This window comes from Allofranklinella schreckenbergeri (genome assembly GCF_003703475.1).
In the GTDB taxonomy this organism is placed as follows: Bacteria; Pseudomonadota; Gammaproteobacteria; order Burkholderiales; family Burkholderiaceae_C; genus Lampropedia; species Lampropedia schreckenbergeri.
The window spans coordinates 308,751-329,317 of sequence record NZ_RDQM01000001.1 but is presented as its reverse complement, the minus strand read 5'-3'; the positions used below and the strand labels follow the sequence as shown (position 1 = coordinate 329,317).

13 protein-coding genes are annotated in these 20,567 nt (G+C 65.7%); 9 read left to right on the top strand and 4 right to left on the bottom strand.

Translation table 11 applies throughout. From position 1 onward, the window contains the following. Positions 1 to 28: 28 nt before the first annotated feature. The 3 genes from EBQ26_RS01390 to yjgA all read right to left on the bottom strand — a co-directional run bounded on the left by EBQ26_RS01390 (position 29) and on the right by yjgA (position 5,270). The gene (locus EBQ26_RS01390) at positions 29 to 3,253 is read right to left on the bottom strand and encodes an efflux RND transporter permease subunit (protein WP_122237224.1); all 3,225 of its coding nucleotides are present in this window, start codon (positions 3,251 to 3,253) and stop codon (positions 29 to 31) included. Beyond that, complete coding sequence (locus EBQ26_RS01385) at positions 3,250 to 4,464, bottom strand: efflux RND transporter periplasmic adaptor subunit (protein ID WP_238944058.1); 1,215 nt, start codon at positions 4,462 to 4,464, stop codon at positions 3,250 to 3,252. Before EBQ26_RS01385 ends, EBQ26_RS01390 begins: the two co-directional genes overlap by 4 nt. Positions 4,465 to 4,634: 170 nt before the next feature. Then, positions 4,635 to 5,270, bottom strand: a complete 636-nt coding sequence (yjgA, locus tag EBQ26_RS01380) for a ribosome biogenesis factor YjgA (RefSeq protein ID WP_122237223.1) — start codon at positions 5,268 to 5,270, stop codon at positions 4,635 to 4,637. Between the two features lie 162 nt (positions 5,271 to 5,432). Here yjgA and pmbA point away from each other — a divergent pair, with 162 nt between their 5' ends. From pmbA to EBQ26_RS01345, 7 genes are all read left to right on the top strand, one after another. After that, a complete protein-coding gene (gene pmbA, locus EBQ26_RS01375) occupies positions 5,433 to 6,899 on the top strand; it encodes a metalloprotease PmbA (RefSeq protein ID WP_122237222.1) in 1,467 nt (488 codons plus the stop codon). Between the two features lie 59 nt (positions 6,900 to 6,958). After that, the gene (locus EBQ26_RS01370) at positions 6,959 to 9,826 is read left to right on the top strand and encodes a DNA internalization-related competence protein ComEC/Rec2 (RefSeq protein WP_122237221.1); all 2,868 of its coding nucleotides are present in this window, start codon (positions 6,959 to 6,961) and stop codon (positions 9,824 to 9,826) included. A 329-nt stretch (positions 9,827 to 10,155) separates the two neighbouring features. Then, on the top strand, positions 10,156 to 11,619 hold the full coding sequence (locus tag EBQ26_RS01365; RefSeq protein WP_238944057.1) for a PQQ-dependent sugar dehydrogenase: 1,464 nt from the start codon (positions 10,156 to 10,158) through the stop codon (positions 11,617 to 11,619). A gap of 60 nt (positions 11,620 to 11,679) precedes the next feature. Then, positions 11,680 to 12,330, top strand: coding sequence for an alpha/beta hydrolase (locus tag EBQ26_RS01360; RefSeq protein WP_122237220.1), 651 nt, complete (start codon positions 11,680 to 11,682; stop codon positions 12,328 to 12,330). 189 nt (positions 12,331 to 12,519) lie between these two features. Beyond that, a complete protein-coding gene (locus EBQ26_RS01355; RefSeq protein ID WP_238944071.1) occupies positions 12,520 to 13,608 on the top strand; it encodes a D-alanyl-D-alanine carboxypeptidase family protein in 1,089 nt (362 codons plus the stop codon). Between the two features lie 138 nt (positions 13,609 to 13,746). Then, on the top strand, positions 13,747 to 14,016 hold the full coding sequence (locus tag EBQ26_RS01350; protein ID WP_122237218.1) for a DUF5666 domain-containing protein: 270 nt from the start codon (positions 13,747 to 13,749) through the stop codon (positions 14,014 to 14,016). 74 nt (positions 14,017 to 14,090) lie between these two features. Next, the gene (locus tag EBQ26_RS01345) at positions 14,091 to 14,396 is read left to right on the top strand and encodes a DUF5666 domain-containing protein (protein WP_122237217.1); all 306 of its coding nucleotides are present in this window, start codon (positions 14,091 to 14,093) and stop codon (positions 14,394 to 14,396) included. Positions 14,397 to 14,612: 216 nt separating this feature from the next. Here the strand turns inward: EBQ26_RS01345 and EBQ26_RS01340 are convergent, their stop codons facing one another. Beyond that, positions 14,613 to 15,575, bottom strand: a complete 963-nt coding sequence (locus tag EBQ26_RS01340; RefSeq protein WP_122237216.1) for an SGNH/GDSL hydrolase family protein — start codon at positions 15,573 to 15,575, stop codon at positions 14,613 to 14,615. A 478-nt stretch (positions 15,576 to 16,053) separates the two neighbouring features. On the opposite strand from EBQ26_RS01340, the gene EBQ26_RS01335 reads away from it, so the two are divergent. Continuing rightward, positions 16,054 to 17,358 carry an efflux RND transporter periplasmic adaptor subunit gene (locus EBQ26_RS01335; RefSeq protein WP_122237215.1) on the top strand — a complete coding sequence of 435 codons (1,305 nt, stop codon included), beginning with the start codon at positions 16,054 to 16,056 and terminating at the stop codon, positions 17,356 to 17,358. A gap of 39 nt (positions 17,359 to 17,397) precedes the next feature. Then, positions 17,398 to 20,562: an efflux RND transporter permease subunit gene (locus EBQ26_RS01330; RefSeq protein ID WP_122237214.1), complete on the top strand. Its 3,165-nt coding sequence runs from the start codon at positions 17,398 to 17,400 to the stop codon at positions 20,560 to 20,562. Positions 20,563 to 20,567: the final 5 nt, after the last annotated feature.

Below are 20,567 nucleotides of genomic sequence, written 5' to 3'. Positions count from 1 at the left end.
TTGGGGCGTTTGTGCGCGCCGCGCAGATTCAAGCCGTGCCTGGGCGGCGCACGCGGAACCAAGCGGCGTACATGGCGGGCAGGGCCAGCAGGGTGAGCACGGTGGCGACGATGAGACCGCCCATGATGGCAACGGCCATCGGTCCCCAGAACACGCTGCGCGAGAGCGGGATCATGGCGAGCACGGCGGCGGCGGCGGTGAGCGCGATGGGGCGCAAGCGGTGGGTGGCAGCGTTGAGGATGGCGTCCCACGCGGGAGTGCCTGCGGCGCGTTCCAGCTCGATTTGGTCGATAAGGATGACGGCGTTGCGCTGGATCATGCCCATCAGGGCGATGACGCCCAGCAAGGCCACGAAGCCAAAGGGCTGCCCAAACAGCAGCAAGGCAGCCGCCACGCCGGTGATGCCCATCGGCCCGGTGAGAAAGACCAGCAGCGCGCGCGAAAAGCTCTTGAGCTGCACCACCAGCAGCGTGAAAACGATGAACAGCATCAGCGGCACGCCTGCGGCGATGGAAGCCGAGCCTTTGGCGCTTTCGGCGATGGCGCCAGCGACTTCGATGCGGTAGTCGCCGTGGCCGCTGGCGTGCCAGCGCGCCTCCAGCTCGCGCAGCGTGGGCAATAACGCCTGCGTGACGGTGGCGCCTTGCAGGCCCTCGACCACATCGCCTTGCACGGTGATGGCGTATTCACGGTTGTGGCGCCAGAGTACGCCGTGCTCCCAGGCCAGTTGCGGCTCGGCGATCTGGGCGAGGGGGATGGCCTTGCCCTGGTTGGTGTGGATGTAGGCGTTGGCCAGATCGGGCAGGCTTTGGCGCTCTTGCAGCGGCGGGCGCAGCACGATGGGGATGAGCTGGTCGCCCTCACGGTATTGGCCGATGGTTTCGCCTTCCAAAATCGTGTGGGCGCTGCGGGCGATGGCCTGGCTGCTCACGCCCAGGGCCAGGGCCTTGTCTTGGTCGATGTGCAGACGCCAGGCTTTGATGGGCTGGTTCCAGTTGTCGTTCACGCCGCGCATATGGGGGTTGGCGCGCAGGGCGGCCTGTACCTCATTGGCGTAGCGGCGCAGTTGCTCTGGCTCGGGGCCGAGCACGCGGAACTGCACGGGATAAGGCACGGGCGGCCCCATGGGCAGCAGCTTGATGCGCGCGCGCACTTCGGGGAAGTGGCTGGCCATGTACTGCGGCAGGCTGCGCAGCAGCGCGTCGCGCTCGGCCAGGCTGCGGGGCATGACGATGAATTGCGCCACGTTGGATTGGGGGAAGATTTGATCGAGCGGCAGATAAAAGCGCGGCACGCCGGAGCCGATCCAGGTCGCCACGCTTTGCACGCCGGGCTGCTCGCCCAGGGCTTTTTCTGCGCGCAAAGCCACGTCTTGCGTGGCCGCAATCGCGGCGCCCTCAGGCAGCCACAGGTCGATCATGATTTCCGGGCGGCTGGAATCGGGAAAGAACTGCTGCTGTACGCGCCCCATGCCCGCCAGGCCTGCGCCAAAGAGCGCCAGGGTAATGGCGATGGTGATCCAGCGGTGCGCGATGCACCAGTCGAGCAGGCGGCGAAAGCGCTGATAGAAGGGGGTGTTGTAAACAGCGGCATCGCTGTCATGGTCGGCCTGGCTGCTGTGCTCGTCATGGCTGGCGCCTGCGCCATCGTCGTCGCCATCGGCGCGGCGCGGCGCGTTCGCTGGGGCTTTCAGCAGGAGCACGCCCAGGTAGGGCACGAAATAGACCGACACCAACCACGAGAGCAGCAGCGCCACGACGGTGACGCCAAAAATGGCAAAGGTGTATTCCCCCGTGGTGGAGCGCGCAATGCCAATGGGCAAAAAGCCTGCGGCGGTAATCAGCGTGCCGGTGAGCATGGGCTTGGCCGTGATGTCGTAGGCGAACAGGGCCGAGCGGTATTTGCTGTAGCCCTCCTCCATTTTGCGCACCATCATTTCCACGGCGATGATGGCGTCGTCCACCAACAGGCCCAGGGCGATGATGAGCGAGCCCAGGGAGATTTTGTGCAGGCCAATGCCCCAGTACAGCATGGCCAGAAACGTCATCGCCAGCACCAGCGGGATGGTGATGGCCACCACCAGGCCGGGGCGCATGTCCAGGCTCCAGCGCCGCCAGGGCAGCCAGCTTTGGCCTGCGGGGCCGGGGCGCTGTTGCAGGCCCAGGCTGAGAAAGCTCACCGCCAGCACGATGGTGACGGCCTCGATCAGCACGGCGACGAATTCGTTGACAGCGCTGGTTACGGCCTTGGGCTGATCTTGCACGTTTTGCAATTGCATGCCCGCGGGCAGGCTGTGGCCGATGCGCTCGGCTTCGGCGCGAAGAGCCTGGCCCAGGGCCACGATGTCGCCGCCTTTGACCATGGAGATGCCCAGGGCGATGGCCCGCTGGCCGCCAAAGCGCACGGTGATGGCGGCGGGGTCTTCATAGCCGCGCCAGATTTCGGCGATATCGCCCAAGCGCAGTTGCTGGCCATTGGCGGCGCGGATAGGCATGGCGCGCAGCTCCTCGATGGCAGTAAAAGGGCCTTGCACGCGCACGCGCACCTGTTCGCCATCGGCCTGCACATAGCCGCCGTCGGCCACGGTGTTTTGCTGGCCGAGCTGCGCCAGCACGGCGTTCATGTTCAACCCCAATTGCGCCAGGCGGCGCTGAGGCGCTTCGATATACAGGCGCTCCTGCTGTTGGCCAAACAGCTCCACCTTGGCGACATCGGGCACGCGCAGCAAGCGCTGGCGCACGGCCTCGGCCTGGGTTTTGAGTTCGGCGTCGCTGAAGCCCTCGCCGCTGAGGGCGTAGATCACGCCATACACATCGCCGAAGTCGTCGAGAAAGTAGGGGCCGTGCACGCCCTGGGGCAATTGGGCGCGCATGTCGCCGACTTTTTTGCGCACGGTGTACCAAAGGTGCGGCACCTCGCCCGGCGGGCTGTGGTCGGCCAGTTGCAGCAGGATTTGCGCGTGGCCAGGCTTGGAGTAGCTGCTGATGGTGTCGGCATAGGGCACCTCTTGCAAGGTGCGCTCGATGCGGCTGGTGACTTGCTCGGCCACCTCGTGCGCGGTGGCGCCGGGCCAGTGCGCCTGGATCACCATGACGCGGAAAGTAAATGGCGGATCTTCATCCTGCCCGAGCTGGAAGTACGCCAGGCTGCCCAGCAGCATCAGCACCACCAGCAGATAGCGCGTCAGCGCCGCATGCTCGAGCGCCCAGCGCGAGATGTTGTGGCGCGAAACCGGGGGGCTGGGGCTGCTCATGGCTGCTCCCTGGCCGGGGTGGGCTGGGCGGCGATTGCCTGATCGGCCTCGACCGCAGCACCCGTAGTGCCCATAGCGCCTGCATGGGTCTGGGGGCCGCTGGCGTAAACGCGCACGCGTTCGCCCGCTTGCAGCACATGCGCGCCTGTGGCGACTACGCGCTCGCCCGCGCGCAGGCCGCTGCGCACGATCCAGCCGTTGGCATCCGGCCCTGCCAGCTCGACTTCTCTTTCCGCCAAAGTGCCGCTGCTGCCATCGCCTTGCGGCTCGAACACCCAGACGGCATTGCGCCCGGCCTGGTTGCGCCATAGCGCCGTGCCCGGCAGGTGGATGAGGGGCGCGCTGTCGCTGGCCGCTTGCGGCCAGATGACGGTGATGGTGGCGCCCAGCGGCGGCTGGCGCTCGCCCAGGATTTCCACCTTCACGGCGAAGGTGCGGGTGGCCGGGTCGGCGCTGGCGGCAATTTCGCGCACCCGCGCGGGCAACAGTGGTTGGGCCTGGCCGCCCCAGGCGCGCACCTGCACCTGCTGGCCAGGCTGCACTTGGGCCAGGCGCTGCTCGGGCACGGCGAAGCTGACCTCGCGCGGGCCGTCCAGGGCCAGGCGCACGACGGGCGTGCCAGCGCCCACGACCTGGCCCGGCTCGGCCAGGGTGGCGGTGACGATGGCATCGGCGTGCGCCACCAGGCGGGTGTATTCGGTCTGATTGCCCTGGGCGGTCAGTTGCGCCTGAGCCTGGGCGACGCGCGATTGCGCGGCTTTGAGCGCGGCGCTGCGCCGCTCCAGCTCGGCGGCGCTGATGAAGTTTTGCGCGCGCAGCGCCTCAAAGCGTTTGAGGTCGGCGGCGAGCACATCGCGCTCGGTGACGGCGGCGCGCAACTGGGCTGCGGCCGCAGCGGCGGAGAGGCGGTAATCGCTGGCATCCAACTGCGCCAGCAATTGGCCTTTGCGCACGGCCTGGCCCATCGCCACGGGGCGCTCGAGCAGCTTGCCCGCCACGCGAAAGCCCAGCGTGGCCTCGCTGCGGGCGGTGACGACGCCTGCGTATTCCGTATGCGCCACGTGGGGGGAAGCGCCTGCGGTGAGCAGTTTGACGGCGCGCACCACAGGGGGCGTGGGCTCGGGCTTGCTGCAAGCGCCCAGCAGGGCCAGCAGCACGGCGGCGGCCAGCATGGCGGGCCAGCGGGCCAGGGCGTGCAAATCGGGGGGCATGGGTCAGGGTGGGAGAAGAAGCGGGGCAGAAGGGCGAGAGATGGGGGCGCAACGGGGCGGGCGAAGGCGGTTAGGCAAGAGGGTTATTTTACAAATCAATGTAAATTGAATTGAATGCTCATGTTGCCAAAACCAAGTGATTTTATTTCTTTTTGATTTGTGATTGGAAGCTATTCTGATGCTTCTGGCGTAGTCTGGCGCTGCTGGGCGCGTTGAATCCACTGGAATAGCTCGCGATAGGCTTTGCCTTTGCGCGGGGCCAGCCCCATGCTGACGCTGGCGGGGTCAACAGCGTCGGCATCTTTGCGGGCCTGGCGGATGAGGGCGCGCAGGGGCTGGATTTCGTCGTCGGGGTGCTCTTGCAGCCATTGCGCCAGCGCGGCGTCGTCGGCAATCAGGCGCTCGCGCCACTGCTCGGCCCAGTGCAGGGCCTGGGTTTGTTCGGCGCTGCCCTGGCGCTGCACGTCCAGCGCGTCGCGGATGGCGGCGATCTCCGCCTCGTCCAGGCGGCGCATGAGTTTGCCCACGTATTGCAGTTGGCGGCGGCGGCCTTCAAAGTCGCTGATGCGGCGCACTTGGGCCAGGGCATCGACCAGCTCCTCATCCAGCTCCAGGGCGTCGAACAAGTCGCTGCGCAGGCTCAGCAGCTCCTCGCCCAGGGCCTGCAAGGCCTGGCTTTCGCGTTTTTTGTCGCTTTTGCTGGTGTCACGGCCTTTGAGTTCGGCTTTGAATTGCAGGTCTTCTTCGCTGCCTTCGGCAATGAATTGGCCGCGCACGAAGTAGCCTTTGCGGGTTTTTCTGCTCATAAGAAAACACAAGAGGGCAGGGCCAGCGCGGCTGGCGGCTGCACAAAATGGGGAAGTGGGGGGAGGGAGGCAGTCGCCGCCTTGGCCAAGGCAGCGCCCAAATCAGCGCACGAATACGGCGCCCAAATACAGCGTCTAAATGCGCCAAGTATCATACCGGCCATGAAAAATCATGCCAGCCACACTTTGACCTCTTCCGAGCCTTTGGCCGACGGCTTTGCCACAGGCGCGCCTGCGCGCCCCCGGCGCAAGGCGAAGGCCGCGCCAGCGCCATCATTTCAGGCGTTTGCGTACACGCGCGAACAATTCCAGGCCCTGACGCACCAGGCGCTGGCGCACGCCAAGCGCCTGGGCGCCAGCGATGCGGCGGTGGAGGTGTCCGAGAGCAGTGGCCTGTCCGTGAGCGTGCGCATGGGCGAGCTGGAGACGGTGGAGCGCAACCGCGACAAGGGTCTGGGTGTGACGGTGTATCTGGGCCAGCGCCGGGGCAGCGCCAACACCTCCGATTTCTCCGAGGCGGCCATCGCTCGCACCGTGCAGGCGGCTTACGACATCGCCCGCTACACGGCCGAGGACCCGCACGCGGGGCTGCCCGATGCAGCCGATATTGCCGCGCCGGGCACGCATTTGGATTTGGATCTGTACCACCCCTGGGATATTGGCAGTGAGGATGCGGTCGCGCTGGCGCTGCGCTGCGAGCAGGCGGCGCTGGCGACCGACCGCCTCATCACCAACAGCGAAGGCGCGTCGGTTTCGGCGCAGCACGGCCATTTTTATGCCGCTTACACCAATGGTTTCGAGGGCGGCTATGCCAGCTCGCGCCACGGCATTTCGGTGGCGCCCATTGCGGGCAAGGGCGAGGCGATGCAGCGCGATCACTGGTACAGCTCCATGCGCGATGCCCAGCGCCTGGCGCGGCCCGAGGCGGTGGGCCGCTATGCGGCCGAGCGTGCGCTCTCACGCCTGGGCAGTCGGCGCATTTCCACGCGCCAGTGCCCGGTGCTGTTTGAGTCGCCGCTGGCGGCCGGGCTGCTAGGGGCGTTTGCCCAGGCCATCAACGGCGGCGCGCTGTATCGCCAAAGCAGTTTTTTGATGGATTCGCTGGGCAAGCAGGTTTTCCCCGCGCATGTGGAGGTAGAGGAAAACCCCTTCATCCTCGGCGGCAAGGGCAGCTCGCCTTTCGATGCCGAGGGCGTGCGCGTGCAGCCGCGCAAGCTGGTGCGCGATGGGCGCGTGCAGGGCTATTTGCTCTCCAGCTACACCGCGCGCAAGCTGGGCATGCGCACCACGGGCAACGCAGGCGGCTCGCACAACCTCACGCTCAATTCCAAGCACACCCAGGCCGATGACGAGCTGCCCGCCATGCTGCAAAAGCTGGGCACGGGCCTGTTCGTGATCGAGCTGATGGGGCATGGGGTGAATGCCGTCACGGGCGATTACTCGCGCGGCGCCAGCGGCTTTTGGGTGGAAAACGGCGAGATTGCCTACCCCGTGCAGGAAATCACCATCGCGGGCAACCTCAAAGAGATGTTCATGGGCATCGCCGCCATTGGCGCGGACGCTTACAACTACGGCGCCAAGACCACCGGCTCCGTGCTGATCGAACGGATGACCATCGCGGGCGGCTGAGGCAGCAACCGCCTCTGGAGGCCCTTGCTGCACACGCTTGATGAAGGGGGCACAGCAGCATGTCCGCCGCCGTTTTTTTTCAGCTTTCCCAGCTTTTTCAGCGCCTGGCGGGCTATGGGGGCCGCGCCCCGGCGTTATTGCTGGCCCTGGCTTTGGGCATGGCTTGGCAATGGCAGCAGCCCCGGCTGTGGCCGTTGGCAGTGTATGCAGGGCTGCTGGCGGCCTGTGGCGCGGCGGGGCTGGCGTGCCTGCTCTGGCGGCGCGGCATGGCATTGGCGCCCGAGGGGGCTGCGGCCTCTGCGACGTTTTTTTCTGTCACATTCCTAAGCAGTGTGCTGTTGTGCCTGGCGGCGCTGGGCGCGGGCTTTGCCTGGCCCGGGCTGCGCGCGGCTTGGGTGCAGCGCACCGCATTGCCGCCTGCGTGGGCCGGGCAGGAAGTGGATGTGATCGGCGTGGTGGCGGCCATGCCGCGCTGGCAGGCCGATGGCGTGCGCTTTCGCTTGCAGCCGGAATCGGCTCAATGGGCAGATGCGGCGGAAACACCCAAGGGGCCGGTGGCGCTGGTGCAGCGGCTGGATGTGGCCTGGTATGGCGAGCGCGCGCCGGCGCAAAGCGCGCAGGCTGCCCCAGCGCACGGTGAATCGCCGCCAGGCGCGCCGATCCAAACAAAACCAGCCAATCCAGCAAATCCAACCGGCCAAACGCCCAACGCGCAGCCCGCACCGCGCCCGTCTGCCGCGCCCATTGCTGCCTTGCAGGCGGGCGATCGGGTGCGGTTGCGGCTGCGTTTGCGCATGCCTGCGGGGCGGCTCAATCCGGGCCTGTTCGACTATGAGCAATGGCTGTGGCTGCAAGGCGTGCAGGCCACGGCGGTGGTGCGCGATGGGGGCGAGGCGGCGTTGCTGGGGGATTCGGGCCGCTACCGGATCGAGCGCTGGCGTCAGCGGGTGCGCGATCGCATCCTGGCGCGCCTGGGCGGGCCGGGTGCAGCAGCGCAGGCCGATCCGCTGGCCCAGCGCAGTGCGGCCGTGCTGGCGGCGCTGGTCACGGGCGATCAGCGCAGCATTGAGGCGGGCGACTGGGAGGTTTTCCGCATTACCGGCGTCAGCCATTTGATGGCCATTTCCGGCTTGCACATCACCTTGTTCGCCTGGCTGGCGATGGGGCTGCTCAACCGTTTGTGGCGACAATGGCCGCTGGCCATGCGGCTGGCGGCGGCGCCCACGGCCGCGCAGTGGGGCGGGCTGGCGCTGGCGTGTGCCTATGCCGTCTTCAGCGGCTGGCAGTTGCCCGCCCAACGCACGATATGGATGCTGGCCACCGTGGTGGCGCTGCGCACCTGGGGCGTGCGCTGGCCCTGGCATGCCACGCTGGCGCTGGCGGCGGCCGTGGTGTTGGTGATCGACCCCTGGGCTTTGCAACAGGCCGGGTTTTGGCTGAGCTTTGTGGCGGTGGCGGTGCTGCTGCGGCTGGCGCCCGAGCCCGCCAGCGTGGCGGGCGCGCAGCAGTGGGCGGGGGCTTGGGCGCCAGCGCGCAATGCCGGTGTGGTGATGGCCTTGGAGGAGTCGGCCGGTGCTGAGGCGGCTGCCGGGCAGAGCGGCAGTGCCGGCTCGGCGTTGCGCCCCCGCCGCCTGGTTGGGCTGGGGGCCTGGGTGCGGCAACTGGGCCTGAGCCTGGGGCGCAAGGCGCTGGCCTTGTGGCAGCTGCAATGGCGGCTTTCGCTGGTGCTGATGCCGCTGACCATCGCCTTGTTCGGGCAAGTCAGTTGGGTGGGCTTGCTGGCCAATATGGTGGCGATTCCGCTGGTGACGCTGTGGGTGACGCCGCTGGCCTTGCTGGCTGCCGTGGTCGAGCCGCTGCTGCCGCTGGCGGGCTGGTCGATGCAAGGCTTGCTGCAATGCCTGCAATGGATGGCGAGCTGGCCCCATGCCGCCAGCCATTGGCCGCAGTTGCCCGTGCTCTGGGCGGCGCTGGGTTTGGCGGGCGCGGCTTTGGCGGTCAGCCGTTTGCCGCCTTGGCTGCGCGTGCAAGGGGGGCTGTGGCTGGTGGCCGCGCTGCTATGGCGTCCGAGCGTGCCAGCGCCAGGGCAGTTCCAGGTTGTGGCGCTGGATGTGGGGCAGGGCGCGGCCGTGCTGGTGCGCACGCACGGCCATAGCTTTCTCTACGACGCAGGGCCGCGCTACGGCCCCGGCAGCGATGCGGGGCAGAGCGTGATCGTGCCGTTTTTGCAGGCCCAGGGCTGGCGTTTGCAGGGCCTGGCGCTCAGCCATGCCGATAGCGACCACATTGGCGGCGCTGCGGCGGTGTTGGCCTATGGCGTCGATGGGCCGGTGTATGCCTCGTTCGCCCCCGGCGCGCTGGCGCACGCGGGCGCTGCGGCGGCCGATTGGCGGCTGTGCCACGCGGGCGTGGCCTGGCAGTGGGATGGCGTGCGTTTTGCCTTTTTGGCCCCGCCCGCGCAGGCGTTGCAGCGCCGTTTGCAAGTGGCGGAGCCAGCGCCTGCGGGTGCGCTGGCCGCCAGCGGCGCGCGCAACGCCTATAGCTGCGTGCTGCACGTGCAGGCCGGCGATGGGCGCGCGGCCTTGCTCACGGGCGATATCGGCTGGTTGCAGGAGCTGGAGCTGCGCCTGCAATACGGCGAGCGCTTGCGCGCCGACTGGCTGCTGGCGCCGCACCACGGTAGCCGCAGCTCTTCCTCGCAGGCGTTTTTGCAGGCCGTGCAGCCCCGGCACGCCGTGGCCCAGGCGGGCTATCGCAACCGCTTCGGGCATCCGCATGCCCAGGTGGTGCAGCGCTATCAGGCGGCGGGCGTGGCCCTGCGCAGCTCGGCCCAGTGCGGGGCGATGGCCTGGCACTCGCAGCGCCCGCAGGCGCTGGACTGCCTGCGCCAGGATGCGCCGCGCTATTGGCGCCGTGGGGTTGATTAATTTTATCAATCAAAAGGAAATAAAAAATGCCTGTTTCGGCATGTTGGTAATCAAGTCGAATTCAGTTTGATTTGTAACATTGTGAAATGCCGCAGGGCGTGTGGCGACGGTACTTGGCGCGGTGGGGCGAAGCATTGCGCTAGGATGGGCGCCTTTTCGTGACTCCCGCCGCCATGATGGGCAGCGCCACAACACAGGCGCGCCACGCCCCAAAAGGGCCGACACGTGCGGCAAAAGGTATGCAAAAAACATTCAGCCTCTCACTTACACGCCATCTCTTTGGCTTCGCCCGTTTGCATGGATGGCGCAAGGCTTCAGGCGCCAGCGCTTTGCCCACCTTCGCTTTTGCAGCGCTTGCGCTCCCGCTGGCCTGGGGCAGCGCGGCGGCACAAGGCCCAGGCCCTTCCGAACCCAGCTCCTCCACCTACGATGCCGCCAAGGCGCAGCCGCTGCCTGTGACCGAGCTGGCCTACGGCCTGCGCCAACCGTGGGCATTTGCCCCCTTGCCCAACGGGGACTTTCTGGTGACCGAGCGCGCAGGCGCGATGCGCATCGTTGATGCCCATGGCCGCGTAGGCCCTACACTGCAAGGCGTGCCGACCGTGGCGGCGGAAGGTGCAGGCGGCCTGCTGGACTTGGTGCTGGACCGCGACTTTGCCGCCAACCGGCGGGTGTTCTTCTGCTTTGCCGAGCCTGACCCCGGCAATGAAAGCCGCAGCAGCACCGCGCTGGCATCGGCCACGCTGTCCGAACGCGCCGACCGGCTGGAGGATGTGCGCGTGCTGTTCCATCAAATGCCACGCGTGCGCAGCGGCGCGCACTTTGGCTGCCGCATTGTGCAAAGCGGCGATGGCTCGCTGTTTCTGACGCTGGGCGAGCGCTCGATTGCACCCGAGCAAGCCCAGCGCACCAGCAACCATTTGGGCACGATCGTGCGGGTGCAAACCGATGGCAAACCCCATCCAGACAACCCCTTCGCCCGCAAAGGCGGCGGCAAGCCGGAAATCTGGAGCTGGGGCCACCGCAATCCCCAAGGCATTGCCTTGACGCCCGAAGGCCAACTGTGGGCGCACGAGCCTGGGCCGCAAGGCGGCGATGAGTTCAATTGGGTGCGCCCTGGCGGCAACTACGGCTGGCCCGCGCAGACCTTTGGCCGTGGCTACGCTGCCAGCGCGGCGCGGGCGCGCCAAACAGCCATGATCGCGCCCGTGCATTACTGGCGCGCGCCCATCCAGCCCTCCAGCCTGCTGTATATGCACAGCGAACGTTACGGCGCGGCATGGCAGGGCAGTTTTGTGGCCGGATCGTTGCAGCACGGCGCTTTGGTGCGCTTGCGGGTGCAGGACCAGGCCGTGCAGGAGGAAGCCTGGTTCAGCTTGCCCAAGGGGCAGCGCGTGCGCGATGTACGCCAAGGGCATGACGGCTTGCTGTACGTGCTCACCGATGGGCCGAACGGGCGGTTGTTGCGTGTCGAGCCACCGCCACCGCCGCCGCAGCAGCAACCAGCGCCCGCGCCGCAAGACCGCTATCAGCCTGCGGCGGGCGAATTGGACGCGGCCCAGCCCCAGCCCCAGCCCGCTCCGCCTGCCCCGCCTGCCTTGGCGGAGCCAGCCGCCGGGCAGCCCAACTTGCCCGGCCAGGCCGATGAAGCCGCTGCGGTCGTCACGCCCGATGCCCAGGCCGAAACCGCCGCCCCGGCGCAACCATCGCCAGAGCCACCCGCTGCCCAACCTGTGGAGCCTGCCGCGCCGCTTTCGCCTGCGGCGGATGCGCCAGATACACCTGTGCGCTAAGCCTTGTGCGCCTGCATGGCCATAGCCCTTTTTTTCTCGACTCCCTCTTTTTCTCCGACCGTGAACGCGCAGACTGAAAAACACACGCTGAACGGCGCCGCTGGCGCGATCGAAGCCCTGAAAGACCTGGCTCTGGGCACAGAGCGCAAGGGCACAGCCATCATTTGCCACCCTCACCCGCTGTTTGCGGGCACGATGAACAACAAAGTGGTGCAAACCCTGGCGCGCGCGATGGTCGCCACGGGCTGGGATGCCTGGCGTTTCAATTTTCGTGGCGTGGGCCTCTCGGCTGGCGAGCACGATGGTGGCGTGGGCGAGGCTGAAGACCTGCTGCGCGTGATCGAGCAGGCGGCGCCCGAAGGGCCGCTGGTGTTGGCGGGCTTCTCCTTTGGCACTTACGTGGCCAGCCGGGTGCTGGCGCAGGTGCATGCGCAGCGGGAGATTCAAGCCGTGGTTTTTGTGGGCACTGCGGCCAGCCGCTTCCAGGTCGAGCCCATCCCCGCCGCGTTGCATGTGCGCAGCCTGGTGGTGCATGGCGAGCAGGACGACACCGTGCCCATCGGCCCGGTGATGGATTGGGCGCGAGCGCAATCGCTGCCGATGCTGGTCTTGCCCGGGTGCGAGCATTTCTTCCACGGCCGCCAGGTGCAGCTCAAGGATTTGGTGGTGCGGCATATGCAGGCGGTGGCTTGCATGGGCGCGCAAAGGTGATAGGTCAGGGGCGTGCAGCGCACCCTTGGCGATAGCCCTCTGAACGCCCCCCTGTTGTGTTGAAGCGGCCTGCATGGGTCTTTGATGTTGTTTTGTAACTCTATGAATTTGTTGAAATATTGCCGCAATGGTGTGCTGGGTTTTGTGGCCGCCGTAGCCTGTTTGTCGGGCGCGCCTGCGCAGGCGCAAATGCCGCAACCGCCGGAAATCGTGGCGCGCAATTACCTGTTGCTGGATGTGACGGCCAACCAGATCCTGGCGGCCAAGGACATCGATGCCCCGGTGGAGCAGGCTTCGCTGACCAAGCTCATGAGCGCCTACGTCGTCTTCGACGCGCTGCGCGCGCGCAAGGTCACGCTGGAGCAAACCCTGCCCGTGAGCGAAAAGGCCTGGAAGATGCCCGGCTCTCGCATGTTTATCGACCCCAAGATGCAAGTGAGCGTGGACGATTTGCTCAAAGGCATGATCGTGCAATCGGGCAACGATGCCACGGTGGCGCTGGCCGAAGGCGTGGGCGGCACGGTGGAGCATTTCGTCACGCTGATGAACAACCAGGCCAAAGCGCTGGGTATGAACAACACGCGCTACATGAACCCCGAGGGCCTGACGGCGCCTGGACACCTGACGACAGCGCGCGATTTGAGCATCCTGGCCACCAGCCTGATGCGCGAGTTCCCCGAGTTCATGCACTACTACGCCACCAAGGAGTATCGCTATCCCGGCACGCCCGCGGCCAACACCAAAAACCGCAACCTGCTGCTGTTTCGCGATCCCAGCGTGGACGGCCTGAAAACCGGCTACACCGAAGCCGCTGGCTTTTGCCTGGTGTCCACCGCCAAGCGCGATTTTCCGGGCGTGGGCAACCGCCGCCTGCTCTCCATCGTGCTGGGCGCGGCCAGCGAAGCCGCACGCGCCAATGAAAGCCAAAAGCTGCTCAATTGGGGCTATACCGCGTTCGACATGGTCAAGCTATTTGATGCTGGCCAGTCGATGGAATCGCCCGAGCTGTGGAAAGGGGCGCAAAACACGGTCAAAGTCGGCAGCCATGAAGCCGTTTACCTGGCCTTGCCCACCGGCACGACGGGCCAGGTGCGTACCACGATGGAGCGCCCCGATCCCTTGCTGGCGCCCATTCATGTGGACCAATCGGTGGGCACGCTCAAAGTCAGCGTAGGCCAGAAGGTGGTCAAGGAAGTGCCCGTCGTGGCCCTGGAAAGCGTGGAAGAAGCGGGCTTTTTCGGCCGCATGTGGGATTCCATGCTGCTGTGGTTCAAGTGACAGCGCCTGCCCACGGGGCAGGGCGGCTTTACCGCAGCTTTGCATGCGGGCCAAAGCGGCTTGCGCGCCATCGCTAGAATTTTTGCAGCGCCCCGCGCGGGCGCTGTGTTTTTGCCATGTTTTGCAGGAGGTATCGCCATGGGCATCCCCAACACCATTCGCATTGCCGCTTTGGCCGCATCTGTTGCCGTGTGCACCAGCGCCGCTGCGGAAACCATGAAGGGGCGTATCGACGCGGTGGATAGCGGCGCCAAAACCATTCAGCTCAACGGCATCACCTTCCAGACCACGGGCAATACCCAGTACGACGGGGGCGGGTTTCAGACGCTCAAGCAGGGCGACCGCGTGAGGCTGGAGTTCGAGCGCGATGGCGGGCGCTACGTGGTGGTGTCGGTTTCTAAGGATTGACTTTCGCGGGCACAATCGATGCCCCAAAAGTCGCGGTTTTCACGCGAGACTTTGACGCAAGAGAGGAGCAAGAGATGCGTTTTTCCCTGCAACGTTTTTCCCCCAAACAGCCCGCGATCGCGCTGGCTGGCGTGTTATTGGCCGCTTGCGCCACGACCGCCAGCTTTGCCGAAACCCTGAAAGGGCGTGTGGATGTGGCCAACCAAAGCAACCAAACCCTGGTGGTTGCGGGCATCACCTTCCAGACCACGACGGAGACGGCCTACGGCGGCGCGCTGAAGTCGTTTGCCACCTTGCAGGCGGGGCAGAAAGTCAGCGTGGAGTTCGACCGCTCTGGCTCCAACGTCTATACGGCCAAGAAGATTTCTTTGCTGGAGTAATGGGCCTGCATCCTCGCAGATGCAGGCAAAAAGCCGCTGGGTCGCCAGCGGCTTTTGTTTTTCAATCAAAAAGAAAATTGATTTCAATGCTATGTTGCCATAATAGGCATGATTTATTTCTTTTGATTGATGATTTGGGTTTCGGCCAGAAGCCCCAAGCGCTTGCGTGAAGCACCTGCCGGGGCAGTACTGCCGCCCTGGGCGGGCGGCCTGGCTTTACCAGCGGTCGCGAATCCGCCCTGTGGCCCAAATGCCGAATTGGCGTTGCACGGTGGGGGTGAAGTACACCCAATCGGCAAAGCCGTAGCGGTCGATGCGATCAGAGGCAACGGTGGAGAGGTTGCAAAGGCCCGAGTTGATTTGCCCCGCGCCAATGCCGATGCCCGCGCCAGCGTCGATGGAGGTGCACACCGGCCGATCCATGTGCTCGATGCCAAAGTATTGCGGGCCGTTGACGATGTTGTTGATGAAGTATTCAAAGTCCAGATACAAGGCGCTGTTGCCAAAGCCTTCTTTATCCATGGCGATTTTGAAACTCTCGTTGAACTTGCGCGAAAGCTCGGTCAAAAAGGCTTTTTCGCGCAGATGGTTCGCCCACAAAGACTCGCCCAGGTTGTAAGTGCCGATGACCGCCACATGCTGCGCGCCCTTGGCAATCAGGCGTTGTACCTGGGCGGACAGAGCCTGGCCTGCCTCGGCGGCTTGGGCAATCGCTTGCACGCGCGTGATGCGCCCGTCCAGCGCAGCGCGCGCCAGGGCGATCAGGTCGCTCGTGCCGCCGCTGACCAGCAGCAAATCGCGCTCGCCAATGGCCTGGTTGCCCAGGAATTGGTCGATTTGCTCGGCCAGCGTGGCCGCGCTGGCCTGGCCCGCGCCATCCGCCTTGGCCTGGATGCGGGCATTGCCCTGGGCGTAGGACAACCCCGCTTGCGCGGCCGGTTGCAGGCGCAGGCCGTATTCGTGGGCCAGTTGCTCGGTCCAGTTCAAGTGGTCGCTGGCGCCGTTGACGGTGTAGCGCGTGCCGCTTTGGCCAATGTCGCTGTGTCCGTCGCCAAAAGAAACGATGCGCGCAGGCTGCAATGCCGATACCACGTCGCCCGATCCGCAGGCGCTCAGGCCCAGGGCGGCCAGGCAGGCAGCGGCAATGCTGGCGGTGCAACGGCTCCAAGAAAATGCCATTTCGTGTACTCCAGGGAGGGAAGGGATGAAGGCGGCTAGTTTATCGTTTCCACTCCCCTTCGCCGGGCGTGGTGCAGGCTTGCCAGCGCGCGGGCGTTTTACCGTTTGAAGCCCGTTTGCGCTTCTATTTCATATCAAAAAGAAAATAAATTACCTTGTTTTGGCATGATAGACATGGGGTTGATTTTCTTTTGATGGATAATAATGCGGGTGGGCGGCTTGCTGTGAAGGCAGACTGCGTCGCGACAATACATGCAGTCATGTATGTATAATGCCCGTTTTTTGTGAGATGGGGTGCATGCCCGAAGGGGCTGCTGCGTGGGGGCTGCATGGGAGCTTTATTGGGTTTCTCTGTAGCGCGCCACGGTCGCACGGGCGGGCGCAGCGCCTGCGCCACGCCCTTTGCGGGCGACACAACCAAAACACACAACAACCCTTCGCACCCGCAGCGAAAAAATCAAGAACAGGAAATAGCTTTATGGCGCTCTCTCTTTCCCCTCAACTGGGCCGCATGGCCGTCGTGGTGGCGGCGATTTCCGGCGCTTTGGTTCTCTGCGCCTGTGGCGAGAGCCGCGCCAGCGGGCCGCAGGAGCAGGCCCAGCAAGGCCAGCAACAAGGCCAACGGCCAGGAGGGCAGGCGCGGCTGCCCGAGGTGCGCGTGGTGACGGTGCGTGCGCAATCGGTGGGCACCCACACCGATTTGCCCGGTCGCTTGGCTGCGCACCGCGTGGCCGATGTGCGGCCGCGCGTGGGCGGCATCATCCAAAAGCGCCTGTTCAAGGAGGGCAGCTACGTCAAGGCCGGGCAGGCGCTGTACCAGCTCGATGACGCGCCCTACGTGGCGGCGCTGGAGAGCGCCCGCGCGCAACTGGCTTCGGCCCAGGCGGCGCTGGCCAAGGCCAAGGCCGATTTGCTGCGCTACAAGCCGCTGGTGGCGGCCAATGCCATCAGCCAGCAGGAGTACGACTCGGCCGTGGCCACGCAGCGCTCGGCCGAGGCCAGCGTGAAGGCGGCCCATGCGGCGATCAAGTCGGCGCAGATCAATGTGAACTATTCGCGCATCACGGCGCCGATTTCGGGCTATATCGGCCAGTCCTACGTCTCCGAAGGGGCGCTGGTGACGGCCGGTGACGCCAACAAGCTGGCCACCATCCAGCAGACCCACCCGATGTACGTGAACGTGACGCAATCGGCCAACGAGGTGATGCAGCTCAAGCAGGACGTTGCCGATGGCAAGCGTCAGTTGGTCGATGGGGCGATGCAGGTGGGCATCAAGTTTGAAAACGGCAAGGAGTACCCGCACAAGGGCAGCTTGCTGTTTGCCGATTTGACGGTCAATGAATCGACCGGCCAGGTGACGCTGCGCGCGGAAATCCCCAACCCCGACAACGTGCTGCTGCCCGGCCTGTACGTGCGCGTGGGCCTGCCCCAGGGTGACATCGGCAATGCCTTCCTGGTGCCGCAGCAGGCCATCACGCGCGGCAAGCAGGATGTGGCGCTGATCGTCGATGAGCAAGGCCAGATGCAACTGCGCATGGTGACGGTGGGCGGCCAGCAGGGCGCGTATTGGATCGTCACCGGCGGCCTGCAGGATGGGGACAAGGTGATCGTCGATGGCACCATGATTGCGGGCATGAGCGGCGCCAAGCAGGTGCAAACGCGCGAGTGGACGCCCCCCGGCGCGGCGGCGCCCGCTGCCCCTGGCGCTAACGCAGCCAGCAACGCAGGCGCCGCCCCGGCTGGCGCAGACGCAGCGGCCAAGCCCGGCGCCGCCGCGCAGTAAACAGGCCATACCGCCCCCCGTTCAGAGTCAGGAGCTTGCATGGCCCAGTTTTTCATCAATCGGCCCATTTTTGCGTGGGTCATTTCGATTTTCATCGTCATTGCGGGCGTGATCGGCATCCGCAATCTGCCGGTGTCGCAATACCCGGCCGTGGGCGCGCCCACCATCACCTTGTCGGCCGCCTATCCTGGCGCTTCGGCCCAGGTGATGGAGGACAGCGTGCTGGCCGTGATCGAGCGCAACATGAACGGCCTGGAAGGGCTGGATTACATGAGCACCAGCGCCACGGCGGACGGCACGGGCTCGGTCAGCCTGACCTTCACGCCCGAGACCGACGAAGACCTGGCGCAGGTGAGCGTGCAGAACAAGCTCTCTGAAGTCACGGCCCTGCTGCCCGCCACCGTGCAGCAAAACGGCGTGCGGGTGAACAAGTCGCGCTCGAACTTCCTGATGGTGCTGATGATGTCCTCGCAAACCATGGGCAGCGAGGAAGTCTCCGACTACATCGAGCGCAATATCAAGCCCGCCATCCAGCGCATCGACGGCGTGGGCGAGGCGCGGCTGTTTGGCTCCGAGCGGGCCATGCGTGTCTGGGTCGATCCGGCCAAGCTGCAGAACTACAACCTCTCGTTTGCCAACGTGACGGCGGCCATCGCCGCGCAGAACGCGCAGATTTCCGCTGGCGCCATTGGCGAGCAACCCGTGGCCCAGGGCCAGACCATCACGGCCACCGTGGCCGTGGACGGGCAGTTGCGCACGCCCGAGCAGTTCGGCAACATCATGCTGCGCTCCACCACGGGCGGGGCCAATGTGTATTTGAAGGACGTGGCGCGCATCGAGCTGGGCAGCCAGAGTTATGGCTCTTCCACCACCCTCAACGGCCAATCGGCCGTGGGCATGGCGGTGATGCTCTCCAACAGCGGCAATGCCATGGCCACGGCCCAGGCAGTGCGTGCGAAGATGGAGGAGCTGCAAAAGTTCTTCCCCGCTGATCTGCAATGGTCGGCCCCGTATGACACCTCCACCTTCGTCAAGCTCTCCATCGAGGCGGTGGTCAAGACCTTGCTCGAAGCCATCGTGCTGGTGTTCATCGTGATGTTCATCTTCCTGCAGAACATCCGCTACACGCTGATCCCCACCATCGTCGTGCCCATCTCGCTGATGGGGGCGTTTGCGGGCATTTGGTATCTGGGCCTGTCCATCAACGTGCTGACCATGTTTGCCATGGTGCTGGTGATCGGCATCGTGGTGGACGACGCCATCGTGGTGGTGGAAAACGTCGAGCGCATCATGAGCGAGGAGGGGCTGCCGCCCCTGCAAGCCACGCGCAAGGCCATGGGCCAGATCTCTGGCGCGGTGATCGGCATCACAGCGGTGCTGATCTCGGTGTTCGTGCCGCTGGCCATGTTCAGCGGCGCCACGGGCAACATCTACCGCCAGTTCGCGCTGACCATGGCGCTGGCCATTGCCTTCTCGGCCTTTCTGGCGCTGTCGCTCACGCCCGCGCTGGCGGCCACCTTGCTCAAGCCCGTGGCCAAGGGCCACCACATGGAAAAGCGCGGCTTTTTCGGCTGGTTCAACCGCAACTTCAGCAAGCTCAACCACGGCTATGAAGGCGTGGTGGCGCGGCTGCTGCGCCGCTCGGCCAGCCTGATGGTGGTGTATTTGGCGCTGGCCGCTGGCGCGGCGTGGATGTTCACGCGCCTGCCCACCTCCTTCCTGCCAGAGGAAGACCAAGGCTCGCTGATGATGATCGTGCAACTGCCCTCGGGCGCGACCAAGGAGCGCACCGACGCCACGCTGGCCGTGGCCAGTCAGATTGCCAACAAACTGCCGGAAGTGCAGAGCTTTGTGGGCGTCTCCGGCTTCAGCTTCTCGGGCGCGGCGCAAAACACCGGCATGGGCTTTCTGACCCTGACCGACTGGCAGCAGCGCACCGCGCCGGGCAGCGACGCCGCCTCGGTGGCGGGCAAGTTCACCGGCGCGCTGATGGGCAGCGTCAGCGATGGCTTTGCGCTGGTCATCAACCCGCCGGCCATCTTCGAGCTGGGCAACAGCTCGGGCTTTGAGATGTACCTGCAAGACCGCAGCAACGCCGGCCACGAGGCCCTGCTGGCCAAGCGCAATGAGCTGCTGGGCAAACTGCGCCAGAACCCCATGTTCGACCCCAGCCAAACGCGCGCCTCCGGCCTGGAGGACGCGCCGCAGGTGAAGATCGAGATCAACCGCGAGGCCGCTGCCGCGCAGGGTATCGACTTCGCCAGCATCCGCAGCGTGCTGGCCACGGCGCTGGGCTCGTCCTACGTCAACGACTTTCCCAACAACGGCCGCTTGCAGCGCGTCATCGTGCAGGCCGAGGCCACGGCGCGCATGCAGCCCGAGGACATTCTGGCGCTGACCGTGCCCAACAGCGCCGGCCAGGCCGTGCCGCTGGCCACCATCGCCAGCGCCAGTTGGCAAAAGGGCATGCAGCAAAGCGTGCGCTTCAACGGCTATCCGGCCATGAAGCTCGAAGGCGCGGCCCGGCCCGGCTCGGGCTATTCCTCGGGCGATTTGATGGCCGAGGTGCAGCGCCTGGTCGATGAAATGCCCGGCTTCAGCCTGGAGTGGGCCGGCCAATCGCGCGAGGAGGCCAAGGGCAGCACGCAAACCATGCTGCTGTACGGCTTTGCCATCCTGGCCGTGTTCCTGGCGTTGGCCGCTTTGTATGAGAGCTGGTCCATCCCGCTGGCGGTGATCCTGGTGGTGCCGCTGGGCTTTCTGGGCGTGGTGCTGGGCGCGCTGGGGCGCAACTGGTTCAACGCCCAGCTCTTCGGCCTGCCCGCAACCTACCTCAACGACATTTATTTTCAGGTCGGCCTGATCACGGTCATTGGCCTGTCGGCCAAAAATGCCATCCTCATCATCGAGTTCGCCAAAGACTTGCAGCAAGCCGGCCGCAGCGCGCTGGAGGCTGCACTGGAAGCCGCGCACCTGCGCTTCAGGCCCATTTTGATGACATCGCTGGCCTTCATCCTGGGCGTGGTGCCGCTGTATCTGGCCAGCGGCGCCAGCGCCGCCAGCCAGCGCGCCATCGGCACGCCCGTGCTGTGGGGCATGTTGGTGGGCACCTTGCTGTCGGTGTTCTTCGTGCCGATGTTCTACGTCGTCGTGCGCAAGCTCTTCAAGGGCGGTGCGCGTGTGCAGCCTGATACGGCGGCCTGATGGCC

What these genes read in the sequence shown, in the direction of transcription:
- pmbA (WP_122237222.1), top strand. Translation starts at nt 5,433, where the DNA reads ATGAAAAATCATGCCAGCCACACTTTGACCTCTTCCGAGCCTTTGGCC.
- EBQ26_RS01335 (WP_122237215.1), top strand. Translation starts at nt 16,054, where the DNA reads ATGGCGCTCTCTCTTTCCCCTCAACTGGGCCGCATGGCCGTCGTGGTG.
- EBQ26_RS01355 (WP_238944071.1), top strand. Translation starts at nt 12,520, where the DNA reads ATGCCGCAACCGCCGGAAATCGTGGCGCGCAATTACCTGTTGCTGGAT.
- EBQ26_RS01385 (WP_238944058.1), bottom strand. Translation starts at nt 4,464, where the DNA reads ATGCCCCCCGATTTGCACGCCCTGGCCCGCTGGCCCGCCATGCTGGCC.
- EBQ26_RS01330 (WP_122237214.1), top strand. Translation starts at nt 17,398, where the DNA reads ATGGCCCAGTTTTTCATCAATCGGCCCATTTTTGCGTGGGTCATTTCG.
- yjgA (WP_122237223.1), bottom strand. Translation starts at nt 5,270, where the DNA reads ATGAGCAGAAAAACCCGCAAAGGCTACTTCGTGCGCGGCCAATTCATT.
- EBQ26_RS01345 (WP_122237217.1), top strand. Translation starts at nt 14,091, where the DNA reads ATGCGTTTTTCCCTGCAACGTTTTTCCCCCAAACAGCCCGCGATCGCG.
- EBQ26_RS01370 (WP_122237221.1), top strand. Translation starts at nt 6,959, where the DNA reads ATGTCCGCCGCCGTTTTTTTTCAGCTTTCCCAGCTTTTTCAGCGCCTG.
- EBQ26_RS01340 (WP_122237216.1), bottom strand. Translation starts at nt 15,575, where the DNA reads ATGGCATTTTCTTGGAGCCGTTGCACCGCCAGCATTGCCGCTGCCTGC.
- EBQ26_RS01350 (WP_122237218.1), top strand. Translation starts at nt 13,747, where the DNA reads ATGGGCATCCCCAACACCATTCGCATTGCCGCTTTGGCCGCATCTGTT.
- EBQ26_RS01390 (WP_122237224.1), bottom strand. Translation starts at nt 3,253, where the DNA reads ATGAGCAGCCCCAGCCCCCCGGTTTCGCGCCACAACATCTCGCGCTGG.